This window comes from Photobacterium sp. SP02, from assembly GCF_038519165.1.
Taxonomy (GTDB): Bacteria; Pseudomonadota; Gammaproteobacteria; order Enterobacterales; family Vibrionaceae; genus Photobacterium; species Photobacterium halotolerans.
Map to the genome: position 1 here is coordinate 81,709 of NZ_JASJOJ010000002.1, position 17,426 is coordinate 99,134.

Consider the following 17,426-nt stretch of genomic DNA (forward strand, 5'->3'; position numbering starts at 1 on the left):
TGAAAAGGGGAGGGAAAAGCTCGGTATTCAATGTCGGGTACTTTGCTCATGTTCCTCCCCCTCGTGGAGGGGGAGGTTAGGAGGGGGTCTTCAGGGCACCAAGTTTCGGGGGATTTTCTTCCTTCTACGCCACCGGATACCCATCCCAGCGGTAACGTTTCAGAGAAATTCTGCCCGTAACAGACACCTCAATGCCATCAGCAATCAGACATTGCCGCTGGCGCAGGAAGTCATCACCCTGCTGTGAGATTTTCCCCTGACTGTTGATCACCCGGAACCAGGGCAGCGTAGATCCTTCCGGCAACTGGCCTAACAGCTTTCCCACATGACGGGCATAACCGGGAAAGCCCGCAAAGCGGGCAATATCACCGTAAGTCGACACTTTGCCGTCAGGGATCTGCGCGATCTGGCTGTAGATTTGATTCTTAAAGTCGTCCATATTGGGATCCTGGGTAACAATTTGTACAGGGAGGTGCAAATGTTATATACCACAATCCTGGCTGTCATGAGCATGTTACTGACCATTGTCGGGGTCAGTGCCCTTGGGCTCGCACAGCATCATTTAACTGTGCTTGCCGTGGCCATCCCCGCGCTGTGGCTGTTGCCGCAAGGCGGCGTGTCCGCTGTGTTGCTGTTACTGGGTATCGGCATGTTTGGCGCCGTATTACCTTTTCAGCCGCTCGCCCTCTCGGTGAGCCTGCTGATGATGCTCCCTGTCCTGACTGTCTCTTTCTCACCCCGGGGCAACTGGCAGGTCGCGGCCTTACTCTTTGCTGTGGTGATCGCCATGGATGCCGGCTTACTGGCCTTGCAGGGTGAAGAGAAGCTGGCGGGTCAGGCCGCGTATACCTTGCTGCAGGTGCTGGCGGTTTGTTTCATCTGGCTTGCCGCTCGTTACTGGCGGCCGGTTAAAGCGAATTATGGCTGGCCATTACTGCTGGCGGTGCCTTTATGGCTTGGTGGGCTGACACCGGCCGCCTTGGTTGTACTGTGCATCATAGGTGTCATCGTCGCACTTCAGACCCTGTATCAGCAGAATCAGCTGGTTTGGGTAACAAGGCTCAATTGGGTATTACCGGCGATTGCCTTTGCCACCCTGGTGGTGATCCCCGAATTTGATGTGCCTAATCCTGTTTTAGTCGCCTGGCTGCTGGTGCTGGGCAGCGCCTCGCTGGCCGAATATTTACTGAACGAACTCGAAAGCAGCTGAAGGGAACCCGGCAGATGGGCAATAATCCAGCAGTCAGCAGCACGCGGCTTGCCAATGCCTTGCATTGTCTTTGGGGTTAGTGGATAATCCGTCCCGTTCTCGCAATGACCTGAAAGGGTTACCAGTGAGACATCGAATCTATGGAGGCCCCCATTGGTCCTCCCGCAACACTAACTCGTGAACCCGGTCAGGCCTGGAAGGGAGCAGCCGCAGCGAGCGACGTGTGTGCCGGGATGTGGCTGGTGGGGGTCTCCACCCATCTGGCGTTTGTGTTGCTTGCACCATAAGCTGACATATCTGCCCAATTTCTTGTCATAATTTGCAGTATAAGCTGTCATAGCCTACTTTTTATGTAGTTTTACTACAAAAATGGTTGCGTCATGTACAAGCGTAATCTCAAGCATTCCCGTGTAAAAAATCTATTTAAATTTGTCAGTGCCAAGATGAATCGTGTACTTCTTGTTGAAGGCTCTCTTGAGTTTGATACATGCTTTCACCTTGAATACTCTCCTCATATCCAATCATTTGAAGCTCAGCCTGTCGGCTTTTTTTATCAATACCTTAACCGAGACTGCCCGTATACGCCTGATTTCAAAATAATTGAAAAAGGAGTTACCAAATATATAGAGGTAAAACCGTGGGAAAAAACGCTGAAAGAAGATTTTCTGTTACGTTTTCCTGCTAAGCAACAAAAGGCAGCAGAACTTGGTATCACATTGGTATTAATTACAGAGAAACAAATCAGAGTAAATCCTGTGCTAAATAATCTTAAAGCTCTTCATCGTTATTCTGGTTTTCAGTCTTTTACTCCTTTACATACCCTCTTTTTATCACTGGTTCAAAGACTCGGTCGAGTGAGTATCAATGAAGCTGCGAAGCAGCTAATGATTGAGCGTCCACTTATATTAAAAACAGCACTAAGTCTAATATCATCAGGAGTTATTTCTGCTAATTTGGTAAATGAGGAATTGGGTTTAAACTCTGTTGTATGGAGTAAATCTTATGAGTTATGAGAAGGAGGTAGGGGTATTTGGTGATGAATTTCAGACAGTTATCGAATTCGATAAGCACTCCGAAGGTTCCTTAACAACTCATGGAACTGTTAATAGGGACTTGGCTTCATATTCTACAGAAATTCAATCAGAAGTAATGCGGCGTTATCGATTCATTGAGTGGATTCTAAAAAGAGTTAAAGGTGGATGGACGGAGAAGAACCTTAATTCATTGATAAGACAAGCTGCAATAGAGTTGAAACTTGAACCTCCAAGTTGTAGAACATTAGCTAGATGGTGGAAGAGTTATTCAGAAGCAAATTGTTCGCTGATGTCTCTGTTGCCAAATAATTCAAATAAAGGAAACAGAAAACAAAAAGTTGCCAATGACTCAGTTTTCTTCGAACGAGCGATTGAGATATACCTTGTGCCTGAACGTCCATCAATCGCTGCAGTTTATGAATACTACGCAGATTTGATTCGTATTGAAAATCAGAGCCTCGTGAGTGGGAAAATTAAGCCACTCTCATATAAAGGCTTTTATAACCGAGTGAAGAAGCTCCCCGCGTATGAAGTGATGCTGTCCCGGTATGGAAAGTATCAGGCAGATATGGCGTTTGATAAGATTGATGCCCATATCCCGGCGACACGTGTGTTAGAAAAAGTAGAAATAGACCATACGCCGCTTGATCTCATTTTGCTTGATGACGAGTTGGATATTCCCATAGGCAGGCCATATCTCACATTGCTGATTGATCAATTTAGTAAAAGCATCGTTGGCTTTCACTTGGGGTTTGAAAACCCCAGTTATTATTCAGTGATGAAAGCGATATTGAATGCAATTAAGCCAAAAGATTATGTGTCTGAACGGTTTCCTTCCATAGAACATGAATGGTATTGCCAGGGGAAAATGGAATCATTAGTCGTTGATAATGGGAGAGAATTTTGGAGTGGGAGTCTTGAACAAGCTTGTTTGGAAGTAGGGATTCATGTCCAATTTAATCCAGTTAGAAAGCCTTGGTTGAAACCTTTAGTTGAACGAATATTCAGAACTATAGGTAGTAGGCTTATCGTGACGATTCCTGGAAAAACATTTTCCAACTTGTTGCAGCGAGAAGGCTATGACCCACGGAAAGATGCTGTCATGCATTTCTCCACATTCAATGAGCTGTTTCATAAGTGGATTATTGATGAGTATCATTATGACTCGGATTCTCGTAAACGTTCTATCCCATTCTTAAAATGGCAGGAAGGTGTGTCTGTTATGCCTCCCATTCGGTACGAACAAGATGATTTAGAAAAATTATCTGTAGTTTTAGGCGTTATGGCTAAACGTAAGCACCGGCGTGGAGGAGTTCATCTTCATGGTTTACGCTATGACAGTCATGAGTTGGCTGACTATCGACGCATGAATCCTCATGATACCAAAGTCCTGACCAAGACAAACCCTGATGATATATCAAGCATTTATGTCTATTTAGATCGTCACCAGCGGTATTTAAAAGTCCCGTGCATCGACCCAATTGGATACACCCGGCAATTATCACTCACCCAGCATCGAATTAATCAGCGGCTTCATCGGGATTACATCAACCAACAAGTTGATTTGGAAGGGTTAGCAAGGGTACGGATGTACATTCATGAGCGGATCGAAAAAGAAACAGAAGAGTTAAACCAACTTCAGCGTGGCCGCTCAAAACGAACGACGGGCGGTATGTCTCGGTTAGCCAAACATAATGGTGTCATGAGTGATAGCGACGCTTCCTGTGTACCTGAAGAACTCCCGGCATTGAACGTAAAAGAGCAAAAGAATCCGCAAAAGGCACTTCCAGATTCTGATGAATGGGATGATTTCATCTCTAAACTGGATCCTTATTAATGTTCTCGCTTTCGCCTGAAAATGAACTGAAATATCAAAAGTTTGTCGATGTGTTTGTTGAATTACCAATCGCCACGACGGTGATGAATGATTTTGACCGGCTCAGGTACAACCGGAAGTTCGGTGGTGATCAGCAATGTATGTTGCTTACAGGCGATACTGGTTCAGGGAAGTCATTTCTAATCCAAGAGTACTGCCGGCGGGTATCACAAGCGTCACAGAATCCGGCCGTTGTTCTATCTAGTCGTATCCCTAGCAAACCGACACTCGATTCAACGATTATTGAGTTGATGAATGATTTGGGACAGTTTGGTGCCGTTTACAGGAAGGGAAAGAGCAAAGATCAGGCTTTGACCGAGTCACTGCTCAGGTCTTTAAAGTCCAAAAATACAGAACTCATCATCATTAATGAGTTTCAAGAACTTGTGGAATTTCAATCTGGCCGAGCTTTGAGCGAGATAGCGACCCGATTGAAATACATTAGTGAGGAAGCCACAGTCCCGATTGTTCTGGTTGGAATGCCTTGGGCAGCTAAGATTGCTAAAGAACCACAGTGGTCATCACGACTCCTGATACGCCGTGAATTACTCTACTTCAAGCTCTCTCAAGAGCCAGAGCAATTCATACGTTTTGTGAAGGGGTTATTGAAACGTATGCCTTTTATTGAAGCTCCTCAGTTGGACGGCAAGCAGATGATTTTGGCATTGTTTTCTGCATCTCATGGCCAGATTCGGCGCTTGAAACAGATATTGAATTTGGCCGTACAGCAGGCGCTGGCCGAAGAAGCTTCAACCGTTAACCAACATCATGTTGCTTCAGTATTTGGCATGTTATTTCCATCAGCCAAGAATCCCTTTTTGCTGTCAGCCGAAGAAATCGAAGGGACTGAAGTTGCGGTGCCATCGCATTACGACGTTGGTGCAGAGAATAAGTTTGATGCCGTTATCCCAACCCAGTACACCGATCTCCTTCCATTATCACAGTTACTGCGGAAAAGTAGGAAAACTAAGTAATCCTTAGTACACTTAACCTGTTCATACTAAGACAATCTTAGCTAAATCGAGATTTTGCTAAGAGCTTGCTATGACCAACCCAATTCCTGTTCGCCTTAAATCTGCCAGAAAAGCAGCAGGATACACCCAACAACAGCTCGGGATTGTCCTGGGAATGGAACCGAATACAGCAAGCGCACGCATGAACCAGTATGAAAAGGGAAAGCACACGCCTGACTACCAAACTATGAAGCGCATAGCTGACGAACTTGGTGTGCCTGTGGCTTACTTTTATTGTGATGATGACTTGCTTGCGGAGCTGATCTGTTCATTATCAAAGTTGGATAGTCAAGGCAAAAAAGAAGTACTTGCATTGATCAGGGAGAAGAGTAGAGATAATCAACATGGATGAAAGCCATTATTCAGTAAATGTAGCTAGATTGAGCTCCATTATGACATGATCATAAATAATGGCTATCATGCATCAAAGTACTTAAAAACACCTAAATTATGTATTGAAATTACTATTTACAGTTTATTCATCATGTAGCTTGGAAAAGCTGTTATTTTGCTCTAGAAGCATCTGAATCATTTCGAGATTACAGAGTCTAAATTTGTATTTTTTTCTTTTTATCATATAGTTATCTCCAAGCTGTTTCTTAACTTCTGCATGTTGAATTTTCTCTTCTTCTATTTTTTCTGGCGTTCGAGTATCTATCTTCCACTTGTTTTTTAGTATCCAAAGAAATGCTACTCTTTTTAATATAATCAACTGGTTGACACCACTACTTAGGCCAAAATCTATTCGGATTTCTTCTTGTTCTTTTTCTTCCAAATCTTCATGCAGCTTTAGATCTAATGGTACTTCTAGATTCCAATCGGTATCATATTTGATATTTTCATACTCTTTTCTTTTCGAAGTTGTTTCATGTGGGTTTCCTACCAGAGAAAGAACTCTAGAGAAATTAAAAAACTTAAACTTACTTCGGTTTGAGGATGTTTCTGAACGATCGTAGGCCCTGAACATCCAAAATTCACCATCATTTAATATTTCAAGTGGCACTAATTCTCTTTTTGAGCGTCCTTGTCCACTTTTGGAGTAGTACTCGCAAATCACTGAGCGGCCTCCACTAATAGCACGAGTTATTGCTGAGACAGTTTCTACTTTCATTTGATCAGGAAGTGATGTGATTTTCTCGTAAGGAATGACAGTCTTAATAGTTTCAGAAAGCTTATTTTTGTTAAATCCGTTTGCGAGCATCCCTAGAGCTACTTCTGCTCTCCACTCGAGTAAAGGTTCATAGCTTTTTTCTAGGATATTGGCACGTATGGAATGATCGTATCGCATATTGTTGGGGCGTGCGTCATTGTAGAGTTTCAGCACTTTAGAGGCTGCCGCTTCCGACAAGTTAAACTGGGTACCAATATCTGAACGTTTGATTGTGCCAGTAAAACGTAGCATGAAGTCGATGTAAGCAAAGCGATCGGCATTATTTTTAAATTCTTCTTTTAGTTCATCGTAGCTCAGCATCATCATAATCTCGTGTTGGTCTTCATAGATATCATAAGCGAACATCTACAATTTAGCCACACGTCGTATCATGAGTATGAGGACTTCGTCTTTTTTTTATAAGTGCTGTTGCTTTTTTGATCTGATTGGTGGTAGATTAGTTTAACGGAGAAAGAGTATGTATTGCTAAGCGTTAATGAGGAGGCCAAATGGCGAAAAATACAGGTAATGATTATCGAAAGGGTGCGGTAAAGAACCGTTCTCAAACTCAGACTGGTGCTGGGAATTGGGTAAAAAGGGACGCTGAAACTGGGCGTTTTATGGACGTAAAGAGCGACAAGAAGCCGTTTAAAGGAATATCAAAAGAATAAAAAGGCACAAAAGTGCCTTTTTATAGTGAAGTGAACTGTAATCAAACATTAGCGTGAACGGTTACAAGACCCAACACTAAGAGGTCTCAGGTCTGCTTAGAAACCCAATCACTCGGTGACAATTGTGATATTACCTTTCTAAAGCTTTCACTTCAAACGTTGAGTTCCCTCTTTTGATGCAAATTGGAGGAATCTCACATGAGTATTCGACCGAAACTCGTTGATGTCTGTGCATATGTGCGTCGCCGCTTTGGCCGCTTGGAACACGTATGCAAGCATAAACGTTCTCTACCACGATAATTTGAAAACTCAGGCGGGCTAAGCCCGCCTTACAGAAAGGTAATTCAATATGTTAGAAAGTAAACTGACAAACATCATCGTTAATGGTCGCCCAAAGAAAGTTGAAGGCGACACTATTTCTTACACAGAAGTCGTTGAGCTTGCTTATCCCGGTGAATCCAACAAAGGGATTGTATTTACAGTGACTTACATGGGCCCTCAAATGCCGGATGGCACTTTGACGGAAGGTCAGTCTGTGGAAATCAGAAATGGGGTGAAGTTCAATGTCAACAAAACTAACCGATCGTAATCCATCTGTCCTCCGCTTAATTGAAGAAGGCTATGATGTGGAAATTGTGAACCAACATTTGTTGGTTCATTCCATCCCTTATTTAAATTCAGAGGGTGTTGTTGAATTAGGTGTGTTTGCTTGTCCGTATAATGCTATGGGTGATCAAGATACACGACCTAGAGACCATACAATGTGGTTTCAGGGGAATAAACCATTTATGAGTACAGGTCGGGAAATGTCTCAGGTCATCAATCATTCGAGACCCCAGCAATTGTTTCAGGGTTTTACGACTCAGCATTACCTTTCCAATAAACCTAACGGTCAGACCTTTAATAACTTTTATGACAAAGTCGTTCACTATGATACTTTGTTCGTTAGTCAAGCTAGAGTTGTCAATCCTAACGCTGATGCCAGAACGGGATGTATTCACCGGGAGCGTGACTGCAAATCTGTGTTTCAGTATCCAGATACCGCTTCATCCCGGGTCGGAATTACAGCACTGAGTCAGAAATTACAAGGTGATAAACTTGCGATTATCGGGCTTGGGGGAACCGGAAGCTACATACTAGATCAGCTGGCCAAAACGCCAGTTAGTTCCATTCTGCTATGTGACGGAGATATTCTGGAACCTCATAACGCTTTTCGTTCGCCTGGAGCGATTGCATTTGAGGATCTTGAGAAGAAGCCTAAAAAAGTTGAGTACTATCAGGCATTGTATTCACAAATGCATAAGAATATCGAGATCGTTGATGAGTTTATTACTGCTGAAAATGTATCGATATTAAAGGAGTGTGACTTTGTTTTTCTTGCTCTTGATAGTGGTAGTGCCAGAAAGCTTTTGACTGATTACCTTGTGGATATTGGTATACCTTTCATTGATGCCGGGTTGGGGATTGAACGTCTTGAACTGGACGACGGGGAGGCTATATTGCGCGGCAGTTGCCGAGTAACGTTAGCAACTTCGGAAAAGCATGATCATTTATCTAAACACCTGGTTTTTTCAGATGATGACCCGGATGAGGCTATTTATAAGAGCAATATTCAGGTTGCTGATATGAATGGAATGAACGCTATGCTGGCTGTCGGCTTATGGAAGCAGTACAAGTCTTTCTATCAGGGAGAATGTGACAACCCTCACAACATGGTTTATACCCAGTCCTTTCAATCCATCTCCAGAAGTGAGGAACAATGCGAGTAAAACAGATCACGCCCGTTTTTGTTGAATTCATTCCTGAACAGATAGAAAGCGGAAAGCTTTATATCAGTGATGAATACGAGATAGCAATTCACAAATGCTGCTGCGGTTGTGGTGAAGAGGTGGTAACACCTCTTTCACCGGTCGATTGGAGGTACACAATAACTTCGCATGGTGTTTCGTTGTTTCCATCTATTGGAAATTGGAAGTATCGATGTAAATCTCATTACTTTATTCAGGATAATGGCGTACTTTGGGCCAAAGGAATGTCACCTGCTCAAATTCAAAGAGTGGAACAACAAGATCTTTCTGATAAGCAAAGATATATCAGAGAGCGTAATGAACAGCACAATACTTTCGATTTATTCAGGTTGATAGCATCTGTATGGAATCGAGTGAAGCGTTTTTTTGGATTTAAGTCATAATTCTAGACTTCCAATGGTTACAGAATTTTCAGACTTCATGCAGTTAAATGGCGAGTTTGATAAAGAAAGGCTTTATACATTCAGCATCACCCGTACTTAATAATTCAGAACAGTCCGAAACTGAGATAGCCCCTTCGTCCTCCATCTGCTATACCTAAACTAAGTTATCCTTAGTTTAGGTTGGCTATGTTCCTGATTACACCAGACAATCAGTATGCAGACGAGTCCCTTGAAAGTTTTCTAATCCGGGTTTGTGAATGTAATGGCTATGAATCATTTCAATTGCTTAGCGGTGTTCTATGGGCGTGGTTAGTCGAGAATGATCATCAGGCTGCTGGGGCATTGCCACGTAAGTTAAGCCAGATAAACCTGTACCACGCGAAGCATTCAAGTGGATTCAGGGTTCGTGCAATGCAACTACTGGATTCCCTATTTGAAGGGGATATCAAGCCATTCATGGGGCATGCGGTATTGCATTCATCGGTGACGTTTTCTCCAGGATTGGCGGCAGTTTTTCGGGATGGCTTACACATTCCTCGGTGTTTTCTCAGAGAGCAATGTATCCCTGTGTGCTCTCAGTGTTTGGCTGAGCAATCTTTTATTCGCCAGTTCTGGCACATCATCCCTTATCAAGCCTGCCATATACACGGTGTGAAAATGCTGTATCAGTGTCCTGAATGTCAACAGCCACTCAATTATCAGGAAGCAGAACAGATTTCGGTATGCGCTTGCGGTTGTGAGTTAAGCAAAGTTGCGACTAAACCAGCGAGTGGTGACCTGGTGGCGATATCAAAACTGGTTGTAAGTGGCGATCAGGAGGGCAATCGGGACAGTTCAATTTCTCATTGGTTAGGAGCGCTACTCTGGTTTTCAAGGCGATATAAATCGTTACCCAAGCGAGACTTCATGGATGAAACCATGTTGTCAGAGGCGGTTGATTTCTTCTCACGGTGGCCAGTTGCAATGATTGAAGAGCTTGATCAAATCGTGCAAGGAGTAGCGCTGAAGTTAACCCAAAACTATAACCATACCAAGTTCTCAGATGTGTTTGGCGATTTGCTGACTTCGGCTCGAAAGCTGCCGTCGAGTGATCTACACCGAAATTTCGTCCTGAAAACCATTGTTGATTACCTGGAGCAGTTAGTCCGGTCGAACCCCAAGAAAGGTGAAGCTAACATTGCTGATTTACAGTTATCGATTCTGGAGGCTTCAGCGCTATTGTCATCGTCGACTGAGCAAGTGTATCGGTTATATGAAGAAGGCTACTTACAGTGTTCTAAACGATTGAAATTGCATTCAAAGTTGTCACCTGATGATGCTGTGTTTTATCTCCGCCAGATTATTGAACTTCGCAGTGCTGGTATAGCGTCTGACTACAGTGCGAACACAGTGTATTTGCCCTCATGGTAAAGCCGATGCATTTATCCGAACTCATTCAAATCAGCGATATAGCTGAAAGAAACCAACAGCTCAGAAAAGCGTTCGTGGCGTTTACAGAAAATGTTGAGGTGTCCGGCTGTGAACTTGAACTCCTGACGGTCGCGGCGAATCTAACTTTGGCCAGATCTCAGGTCGAAGATTTGAGGGATGTATCACTAGCAAAGTCATTGTTTCAGAATAAAATCCACCTCAAGCACTGTATTGAAGAGGTTCAGTGGTTTCATACGCATAACCTGAAATATCCCGATGCCAGGGTGTCAAAACAGCGAATTCTTGCTCACTCACCTGGGCTTTGTTCTGGTGTGATTAGTGGGGCAAATCTACCATTCCAGCTCGGGTGGTCACATAACAGCGCTCAGGTAAATCCAGCAAAACTCTTTTTGATTCAGTTTATCTGGAGAGGGGAAAACAAGACTTTACTCGATGCCTTAGCGAATTTGGACAATGTATGGAAAAACGCATTTCTGGCGCTTGGAGTGGCACCTGGTCAATTGAATGAACTGAAGCGCCAAGTATTAGAATTGCAATTGGTGAATCGGTTGCCTGAGGAAGTGAGTGAATTTTCGAAGCAGATACGAGTCACTATTCATGATGATTATTGTGCTTTAACTCCTGTTGTCAGCCATAGTATGCAGGCTTACCTGCATCAATTGATTTATGGCCGTCAGTTTCAGTCGAAGCTCATTGAACATAGTCATCCAGCCAGTGTTGGCAGTCTTGTCGCCTCGGTTGGTGGGAATACCCGCGTCCTTTTTTATCCGCCATGTGTCAGGCGTGCCGGTGCAAAGTCTTTTTTTGATCGCAGAGGAGAGAATGGGTTAGCTGTCTATGACCATTCTGTGCTGAAAAGTCGTAGTTTCATCAACGCTCTTAGTTGTATCGCAGGTGAGCATCCAGCGCTCGTCCTCAGGCAGCGCAGGCAACTACGGATATCCGCTTTACGATATATTCGTAAGCAACTTGCACTTTGGCTTGCACCCATGATGGAGCTGCGAGATAGCCTCGGTTCAGAACAGGCTGACGTCAGCAGCATTCATGCTCTCGAAGAAAAATTACTCTACCTTCCCATTGAGCAGTTGCCGACTGTTCTGAATGAATTAAATATTCAATTGCACCTTGGATTACAGAAAGCAACGTATGCTGCGAGATATGCTTACCATCCAAATCTGATGGCTCCTTTGAAGCATCAACTGAGCTGGTTGTTACGCTACTTAGCACGCCCGGAGGAGCGGATGAGCCAAGATGGCGTACAGAGTGTGTTTATCCACATCCGACAGCTAAAAGTTCATGACGCTTCTTTGATGTCGAACCCTTATGTCGCCGGTGTCCCATCGCTGACGGCTTTGGGTGGGCTCATGCATCACTATCAGCGTCGTCTGACTGATATGCTGGAGAAACCCTGTACTGTAGTAAAAGGTGCATGGTTCATTTCTCAATATCATATTCAGGCGGGAAAACAGCTGCCGGAACCAAGTCTGTTCCATCATCGAAGTAAAGTCTCCAATGTTCAACGTCCGGGAATTATTGACGGGGTGCACGGTGATCTCGAGATGGATTTGGTTCTGGAGATACGCTTTTCGGATGCCACACAATTACCCGATCTGATGTGTTATCAGGCAGCTTTTCCGTCACGTTTTGCAGGCGGGATAATGCATCCGCCTTCGCTTTATGAACAGGTCAACTGGCTAAATATCTACCGAGATAAGGCCGAATTGTTTCGAGTTTTGTCTCGCTTACCCAGAAGTGGTTGCTGGATATACCCAGAAGATAAAGGCGTAGACTCATTTGAAGCGCTGGCATTTCGGTTAAAGGCTGAACCTGATTTGAGACCGATAGGCATGGGATTTCTGCCTTTGGAGCAGCCGATAGAGCGAAAGAACAGTCTATCGCCGTTACATTGCTATGCTGAGCCTTGTATTGGTGTAATTCGGTGTATGAATCCCGTTGATGTCAGGCTCGCAGGAAAGAAAGCTTTCTTTGAATCAGCATTTTGGCACTTTGATACCGCAATGGACGCTATGCTTATGAAAAAAGCACCTTGAGGGAAGCAAAATGAAAATTTGCCGCCATCTGAACTATGTTCGCTCGTTGTCACCGGGTAAAGCAGTATTCTTCTACCAAACGCCAGAGCGTGACTTTATCCCGATACAAGTCGAGACGAACAGGATTCGTGCAGCGAAAAGTGGTTTCAGCGAAGCCTACGACAAGAACCAAAAACTAAAAAACTTAGCACCGCAAGATCTGGCATACAGTAACCCTCAGTGTATTGACGCATGTTATGTCCCGCCTAATGTTTCAGAAATACAGTGCCGTTTTTCTCTTCGCGTAGAAGCTAACTCGATGCAACCAGATAGTTGTGAAGATGAAAAAGTCAGGCGCTATCTGAAGAAACTTGCATTCACTTACGCTCAAACAGGTGGTTATCACGAGTTGGCCCGACGTTACTGTCAAAACATTCTTTTGGGGGCCTGGTTGTGGCGAAATAGCCATACCAGAGGGACGCTTGTTGAGGTGCTGACTTCGAATGAGAACCGCTATGTTATTTCTGATGCCCGTTACTTGGACTGGAATGCGGTATGGCCGGAAGAGGAACAAGCTGTGCTGGAAGGTCTGGCGTCAGAAATGGCGGTAGCATTATCTGAACCCAGGCAATATTGGTTTGCAGATATCACAGCCAGATTAAAAACGGGTTTTTGCCAGGAGATTCACCCAAGCCAAAAATTTATTGATGGGCATCAACCGGGAGAGTCATCCAAACAATATGCGACAGTTCAGTGTGAGGATGGTCGGCAGGCAGCTTGCTTTCATGCTGAAAAAGTCGGTGCTGCTTTGCAAATGATTGATGATTGGTGGGATGTTGAAGCAGATAAGCGGTTAAGGACTCATGAATATGGTGCTGATCGGGAATATTTGATTGCAAGGCGTCACCCAAAGAACAAGCAAGACTTTTATACATTATTGACACAAACCGCTGTATTTATCCGGCAATTACGGAAGGTACGTGATAACGGTGGAGAAATCCCGCCACATATTCACTATCTGATGGCTGTATTGTGTAAAGCGGGTCTCTTTCAACGAGGAGGCCAGTGATGAGAGAGCGGCACTATTTTTGGATCCGTTTTTTACCACGAGACGTTGATGTTGGTCTGCTGGCAGGTCGCTGTATCAAGGTATTGCATGGTTTTTTGAGCGCCGAGGATCATGTCTTTTACGATGACGTCGGAGTGTCTTTCCCACAGTGGAATATAGAGTCAGTCGGGCAAACAATCGCTTTCGTTTCTCATAATGCGAAGGCACTGAACTATTTTCGTCAGCATCCCTATTTTCAGATGATGAGCACTGATCGTCTGTTTGAAGTATCTCCTATATTGAAAGTGCCACAGGAGCTGCCAGAAGTCAGATTTAAACGGAATCAGATCATTGCGAAGTGCTTTTCTGGGGACAAGCGCAGAAGGCTTGCCAGAGCTATGCGTAGAGCAGAATCGAGAGGTGAATTATTCCAGCCAGAGCTGAGTATTACCGATCGAGAAATGGAGCCATTTCATCGTGTATTCATGAGCAGCCAAAGTTCACAGCAGCACTATTTACTCCATATCCAAAAGGAAGAAAATGTTTCGAGGACTGAGAGCCAGTTCTCTCGTTATGGCCTAGCGACGAATAAAGAATACAGAGGAACGGTTCCTGACTTAAGCCGTTGCGTACCCTAATTTTCTAAGGAACTTTCAGGTGAATAGAATCAATGGGTTATATACATGGGCGAAAATAGGGTTAAAGATAAGAATGACGCATAACTCCCTGTTGAATCATAGATTCTTTCCTATACTTAACGGTGACCTGCCGTGAAGGCAGCTGGGAAATGCCATGAATCCCTCAATGAAATACCTCCTATGTGACCTGCCGGATAGGCAGTTGAGATAAGGCCAAGAAGTAAGCATCCGCAACAAGCATAGTCAGACCTGCCGAAAAGGCAGGGTTCATTGGAACACCCCAGCGATTGCTGGGGTGTTTTCATATTAGGTTTCAGTGAAGGTTGTTAGCATCTGTTTGGGCGGCCAACCGGCTCTTTAGGGTATCAGAGTTAAGGATTCGGCTTGCTGTTTTGTCCTCTTGCGAGATGGCCAGAAGTTTCAGCATCGCTTAGAGGCTGAATGCGGGTAGAGTACTGTTTGAAATAACTCAGATTTGCCCCTTTTCTGGTTAGAACAAGAGTTCTATGGTTTAGCGGACTAAATTTCTTGGATTAGCTTTTGTAATGATAAGGAGACTTTAGCCATTGAACGTTGGGTATGGAATGTACTCTTCAGAATCACCCGGAATGTCGGGAAACTTTCTTTCACTCCATTGTCGTTTGGCTAGCTCAATGCGTTCTTCTCTGCTAGAGACGAAGTTCCAGTCGACATAACGGTGGCCTAACGCGTCGCCTCCTACAAGGGCTATCTGCGCGTCCTGTTCGGCGCGAATGGTGACATCCTTGGCCTCATCTATTATTGCCATGGTATGCTGCTGAACCAGGGTATCTCGCAACCACACATCACCCTTTACAACGTAAAGTCCACGTTGAGCAGCATTAGGTAGGACGAGCATTTTCCCTTTATTAAGCTTCGCCTCTATGTAAAGTGTCGGGCTGAATGTTTTTACTGGTGAGGTTACACCATAGGCCTCTCCCATCATGACCCTGATATCAACCTCTTCAATATTTACCTTAGGTAACTCATCGGCCGAATAATGATAAAAGGCAGGTTCAGTTTCTTCATCCTTTTCGGGCAAGGCCATCCAGAGCTGCAAACCGTGTACTGAATGATGGCTGTTTCTGACCTCCGGCAACTCACGCTCCGAGTGAACTATACCGGACCCGGTAACCATCAGGTTTAAATCGCCTGGTCGAATCACCTGATTGCTTCCGATTGAGTCCCTATGCAGTATTTCCCCATCGAAAAGATAGGTCACCGTAGCGATATTAATATGAGGGTGGGGCCTGACATCTATTCCTTCTCCGGGAGAAAACGTAGCAGGTCCCATATGGTCGAAAAAAATCCAGGGGCCAACACTTTTTATAACTTGATTCGGCAAAGTTCTTCGGACACAAAAACCACCCAGATCTTTATCTTTTGGCTGTATTAATTGCCTGATTGCACCGCAACCTGCCATTAAATCGCAGTACTCTTCCACTGCTAGATTTGAATTACTCATGTTTCCCCCTTTTGTTCTGACTAAACTTCCCGTTTTTCCATGCTGCCTTCAATACGCCGGGAAGACAGAGGCGCCGCACGGCGCCCCAAAAATCATTTATTCTTCCGGTTGAAAGGTGATATAGCTGTTGATCAAGTTTCGGTAATCCGGAATATGATTCGAGAACAGATTACCCAAACCTTCAACATCGTTACGCCAGTCGCGGTGAAGCTCGCAGGCCAGACCGAACCAAGTCATCAGCTGAGCGCCCGCCGCCGACATGCGATCCCAGGCGGCATCGCGCGTCATTGCATTGAACGTACCCGACGCATCGGTAACGACAAAAACATCGAATCCTTCTTCAAGGGCGGAAAGCACAGGGAATGCGACGCATACTTCGGTTACCACGCCGGCCACGATAAGTTGCTTCTTACCGGTTGCCTTGATCGCCTGAACAAACTCTTCATTGTCCCAGGCATTGATCTGACCCGGGCGTGCGATGTAGGGTGAATCGGGGAACATTTCTTTCAGCTCGGGCACCAATGGGCCGTTCGGACCTTGCTCGAAACTGGTGGTCAGTATGGTCGGGAGCTCGAAGTATTGTGCGCAGTCGGCCAGGGCCAAGACGTTATTCTTGAACTTATCCGGGTCGATATCGCGGACCAGCGACAGCAGACCCGTCTGATGGTCAACCAAAAGAACGGCTGCGTCATTTTTGTCTAAACGAACATAAGGTTTACTCATTGTATTTCTCCTCATTAGGTTTAATGCATGATGCATAGATAACACCTAGAACCACTCCTAAATGTGGCCTAAAATACCGAATTTTCCTGTTTGAAAATCGGTAATAGCTTGCTTAATCTCCCCTTCGCTATTCATAACAAAAGGGCCGTAACCCACCACGGGCTCATTAATTGGCTCTCCGCTCAATACAAGCAGCTCGCTGTCTTGCAATGCCTCCAGCTCTAGGCCACCACCGCGCTGGGAAAAAATGACGGTCTGACCCGCAGCAAGCAATCTCCCGTTGGCTCGTACCTGCCCGCTTCTGACAACCACAATCGCACTCCAACCTTCTATGACTGGCGGACTGAAACGACCAGACGCTTTAAGCGTGCCGTCCATCATCAACATAGGGGTGTGGGTGGCTGCAGGCCCGCTTAAGCCCGCCATCTCCCCGGCGATTAGCCGCATATACCCTCTGCCATCGGGCACGGCTATATGCGGGATTTGCTCTGCAGTTATGGTCTGGTATTTAGGCGGATCCATTTTGTGACTTTTGGGCAAGTTGACCCAAAGCTGAACCATCTCCAACGTACCGCCACTTCGAGAAAATGCGGGTGAGTGGAACTCTTCATGCAAAATACCGCTAGCCGCCGTCATCCACTGCACATCGCCGGGGCCGATAAGCCCTTCCTCTCCGGTAGAATCCTTGTGAGCCAATTCGCCCTGGTATGCCAGAGTCACGGTTTCAAAACCGCGATGGGGATGCTCCCCGACACCGCGTAGCCGATCGGAGGGCGAAAACTTCATTGGCCCGGCATAATCGAGCAAAAGAAAAGGACTGATGGATTGGCCGTGACTCTGGTACGAAAACAGCGTTTTTGCAGGAAAACCGTCACCCACCCAAAGAGGATGAGGGGCGGAAAAAATACTCAAGACTTCTTTCATCACT

The 17,426-nt window shown here is 45.0% G+C and carries 18 protein-coding genes and 1 other RNA gene; 14 read left to right on the forward strand and 5 right to left on the reverse strand.

Going from position 1 to position 17,426, the window contains the following annotated elements:
* Positions 1–124 precede the first annotated feature (124 nt).
* A complete protein-coding gene (locus tag P0Y67_RS01320) occupies positions 125–439 on the reverse strand; it encodes an MGMT family protein (RefSeq protein ID WP_342390402.1) in 315 nt (104 codons plus the stop codon).
* Positions 440–478: 39 nt separating this feature from the next.
* On the opposite strand from P0Y67_RS01320, the gene P0Y67_RS01325 reads away from it, so the two are divergent.
* From P0Y67_RS01325 to P0Y67_RS01350, 6 genes are all read left to right on the forward strand, one after another.
* Entirely contained in the window at positions 479–1,210 is a 732-nt protein-coding gene (locus tag P0Y67_RS01325; RefSeq protein WP_342390403.1) for a hypothetical protein, read from the forward strand.
* A 151-nt stretch (positions 1,211–1,361) separates the two neighbouring features.
* An RNA gene (ffs, locus tag P0Y67_RS01330) (signal recognition particle sRNA small type) lies at positions 1,362–1,458 on the forward strand.
* Between the two features lie 132 nt (positions 1,459–1,590).
* On the forward strand, positions 1,591–2,223 hold the full coding sequence (locus P0Y67_RS01335) for an endonuclease (RefSeq protein ID WP_342390404.1): 633 nt from the start codon (positions 1,591–1,593) through the stop codon (positions 2,221–2,223).
* Positions 2,213–4,081: a transposase family protein gene (locus tag P0Y67_RS01340; RefSeq protein WP_342390405.1), complete on the forward strand. Its 1,869-nt coding sequence runs from the start codon at positions 2,213–2,215 to the stop codon at positions 4,079–4,081. Before P0Y67_RS01335 ends, P0Y67_RS01340 begins: the two co-directional genes overlap by 11 nt.
* Complete coding sequence (locus P0Y67_RS01345) at positions 4,081–5,094, forward strand: TniB family NTP-binding protein (RefSeq protein WP_342390406.1); 1,014 nt, start codon at positions 4,081–4,083, stop codon at positions 5,092–5,094. Before P0Y67_RS01340 ends, P0Y67_RS01345 begins: the two co-directional genes overlap by 1 nt.
* A 70-nt stretch (positions 5,095–5,164) precedes the next feature.
* On the forward strand, positions 5,165–5,485 hold the full coding sequence (locus P0Y67_RS01350) for a helix-turn-helix domain-containing protein (protein WP_342390407.1): 321 nt from the start codon (positions 5,165–5,167) through the stop codon (positions 5,483–5,485).
* A 123-nt stretch (positions 5,486–5,608) separates the two neighbouring features.
* Here the strand turns inward: P0Y67_RS01350 and P0Y67_RS01355 are convergent, their stop codons facing one another.
* Positions 5,609–6,649, reverse strand: coding sequence for a WYL domain-containing protein (locus P0Y67_RS01355; protein WP_342390408.1), 1,041 nt, complete (start codon positions 6,647–6,649; stop codon positions 5,609–5,611).
* A 143-nt stretch (positions 6,650–6,792) separates the two neighbouring features.
* On the opposite strand from P0Y67_RS01355, the gene P0Y67_RS01360 reads away from it, so the two are divergent.
* The 8 genes from P0Y67_RS01360 to cas6f all read left to right on the forward strand — a co-directional run bounded on the left by P0Y67_RS01360 (position 6,793) and on the right by cas6f (position 14,292).
* Complete coding sequence (locus tag P0Y67_RS01360) at positions 6,793–6,954, forward strand: hypothetical protein (RefSeq protein ID WP_342390409.1); 162 nt, start codon at positions 6,793–6,795, stop codon at positions 6,952–6,954.
* 349 nt (positions 6,955–7,303) lie between these two features.
* On the forward strand, positions 7,304–7,543 hold the full coding sequence (locus tag P0Y67_RS01365; RefSeq protein ID WP_342390410.1) for a multiubiquitin domain-containing protein: 240 nt from the start codon (positions 7,304–7,306) through the stop codon (positions 7,541–7,543).
* Positions 7,518–8,723 (forward strand): ThiF family adenylyltransferase, encoded by a 1,206-nt coding sequence (locus tag P0Y67_RS01370; protein WP_342390411.1) that lies wholly within the window; start codon positions 7,518–7,520, stop codon positions 8,721–8,723. The genes P0Y67_RS01365 and P0Y67_RS01370 overlap by 26 nt, the downstream gene beginning before the upstream one ends.
* Entirely contained in the window at positions 8,714–9,145 is a 432-nt protein-coding gene (locus P0Y67_RS01375; protein ID WP_342390412.1) for a DUF6527 family protein, read from the forward strand. Before P0Y67_RS01370 ends, P0Y67_RS01375 begins: the two co-directional genes overlap by 10 nt.
* Positions 9,146–9,331: 186 nt before the next feature.
* Positions 9,332–10,555, forward strand: coding sequence for a TniQ family protein (locus tag P0Y67_RS01380; protein ID WP_342390413.1), 1,224 nt, complete (start codon positions 9,332–9,334; stop codon positions 10,553–10,555).
* A gap of 5 nt (positions 10,556–10,560) precedes the next feature.
* On the forward strand, positions 10,561–12,627 hold the full coding sequence (locus P0Y67_RS01385; protein ID WP_342390414.1) for a type I-F CRISPR-associated protein Csy1: 2,067 nt from the start codon (positions 10,561–10,563) through the stop codon (positions 12,625–12,627).
* Positions 12,628–12,637: 10 nt separating this feature from the next.
* Positions 12,638–13,675 carry a type I-F CRISPR-associated protein Csy3 gene (gene csy3, locus P0Y67_RS01390; protein WP_342390415.1) on the forward strand — a complete coding sequence of 346 codons (1,038 nt, stop codon included), beginning with the start codon at positions 12,638–12,640 and terminating at the stop codon, positions 13,673–13,675.
* On the forward strand, positions 13,675–14,292 hold the full coding sequence (gene cas6f, locus P0Y67_RS01395) for a type I-F CRISPR-associated endoribonuclease Cas6/Csy4 (RefSeq protein ID WP_342390416.1): 618 nt from the start codon (positions 13,675–13,677) through the stop codon (positions 14,290–14,292). The genes csy3 and cas6f overlap by 1 nt, the downstream gene beginning before the upstream one ends.
* Positions 14,293–14,851: 559 nt before the next feature.
* On the opposite strand, the gene P0Y67_RS01400 is transcribed toward cas6f, so the two are convergent.
* From P0Y67_RS01400 to P0Y67_RS01410, 3 genes are all read right to left on the reverse strand, one after another.
* Entirely contained in the window at positions 14,852–15,775 is a 924-nt protein-coding gene (locus P0Y67_RS01400; RefSeq protein WP_342390417.1) for a pirin family protein, read from the reverse strand.
* Between the two features lie 96 nt (positions 15,776–15,871).
* Positions 15,872–16,498 (reverse strand): isochorismate family cysteine hydrolase YcaC, encoded by a 627-nt coding sequence (ycaC, locus tag P0Y67_RS01405; protein WP_342390418.1) that lies wholly within the window; start codon positions 16,496–16,498, stop codon positions 15,872–15,874.
* Between the two features lie 57 nt (positions 16,499–16,555).
* Positions 16,556–17,422: a pirin family protein gene (locus tag P0Y67_RS01410; RefSeq protein WP_342390419.1), complete on the reverse strand. Its 867-nt coding sequence runs from the start codon at positions 17,420–17,422 to the stop codon at positions 16,556–16,558.
* Positions 17,423–17,426: the final 4 nt, after the last annotated feature.

Excerpts from the sequence above, each read along its gene's own strand:
- P0Y67_RS01320 (WP_342390402.1), bottom strand. The coding sequence starts at position 439 with ATGGACGACTTTAAGAATCAAATCTACAGCCAGATCGCGCAGATCCCT.
- P0Y67_RS01325 (WP_342390403.1), top strand. The coding sequence starts at position 479 with ATGTTATATACCACAATCCTGGCTGTCATGAGCATGTTACTGACCATT.
- P0Y67_RS01335 (WP_342390404.1), top strand. The coding sequence starts at position 1,591 with ATGTACAAGCGTAATCTCAAGCATTCCCGTGTAAAAAATCTATTTAAA.
- P0Y67_RS01340 (WP_342390405.1), top strand. The coding sequence starts at position 2,213 with ATGAGTTATGAGAAGGAGGTAGGGGTATTTGGTGATGAATTTCAGACA.
- P0Y67_RS01345 (WP_342390406.1), top strand. The coding sequence starts at position 4,081 with ATGTTCTCGCTTTCGCCTGAAAATGAACTGAAATATCAAAAGTTTGTC.
- P0Y67_RS01350 (WP_342390407.1), top strand. The coding sequence starts at position 5,165 with ATGACCAACCCAATTCCTGTTCGCCTTAAATCTGCCAGAAAAGCAGCA.
- P0Y67_RS01355 (WP_342390408.1), bottom strand. The coding sequence starts at position 6,649 with ATGTTCGCTTATGATATCTATGAAGACCAACACGAGATTATGATGATG.
- P0Y67_RS01360 (WP_342390409.1), top strand. The coding sequence starts at position 6,793 with ATGGCGAAAAATACAGGTAATGATTATCGAAAGGGTGCGGTAAAGAAC.
- P0Y67_RS01365 (WP_342390410.1), top strand. The coding sequence starts at position 7,304 with ATGTTAGAAAGTAAACTGACAAACATCATCGTTAATGGTCGCCCAAAG.
- P0Y67_RS01370 (WP_342390411.1), top strand. The coding sequence starts at position 7,518 with ATGTCAACAAAACTAACCGATCGTAATCCATCTGTCCTCCGCTTAATT.
- P0Y67_RS01375 (WP_342390412.1), top strand. The coding sequence starts at position 8,714 with ATGCGAGTAAAACAGATCACGCCCGTTTTTGTTGAATTCATTCCTGAA.
- P0Y67_RS01380 (WP_342390413.1), top strand. The coding sequence starts at position 9,332 with ATGTTCCTGATTACACCAGACAATCAGTATGCAGACGAGTCCCTTGAA.
- P0Y67_RS01385 (WP_342390414.1), top strand. The coding sequence starts at position 10,561 with ATGCATTTATCCGAACTCATTCAAATCAGCGATATAGCTGAAAGAAAC.
- csy3 (WP_342390415.1), top strand. The coding sequence starts at position 12,638 with ATGAAAATTTGCCGCCATCTGAACTATGTTCGCTCGTTGTCACCGGGT.
- cas6f (WP_342390416.1), top strand. The coding sequence starts at position 13,675 with ATGAGAGAGCGGCACTATTTTTGGATCCGTTTTTTACCACGAGACGTT.
- P0Y67_RS01400 (WP_342390417.1), bottom strand. The coding sequence starts at position 15,775 with ATGAGTAATTCAAATCTAGCAGTGGAAGAGTACTGCGATTTAATGGCA.
- ycaC (WP_342390418.1), bottom strand. The coding sequence starts at position 16,498 with ATGAGTAAACCTTATGTTCGTTTAGACAAAAATGACGCAGCCGTTCTT.
- P0Y67_RS01410 (WP_342390419.1), bottom strand. The coding sequence starts at position 17,422 with ATGAAAGAAGTCTTGAGTATTTTTTCCGCCCCTCATCCTCTTTGGGTG.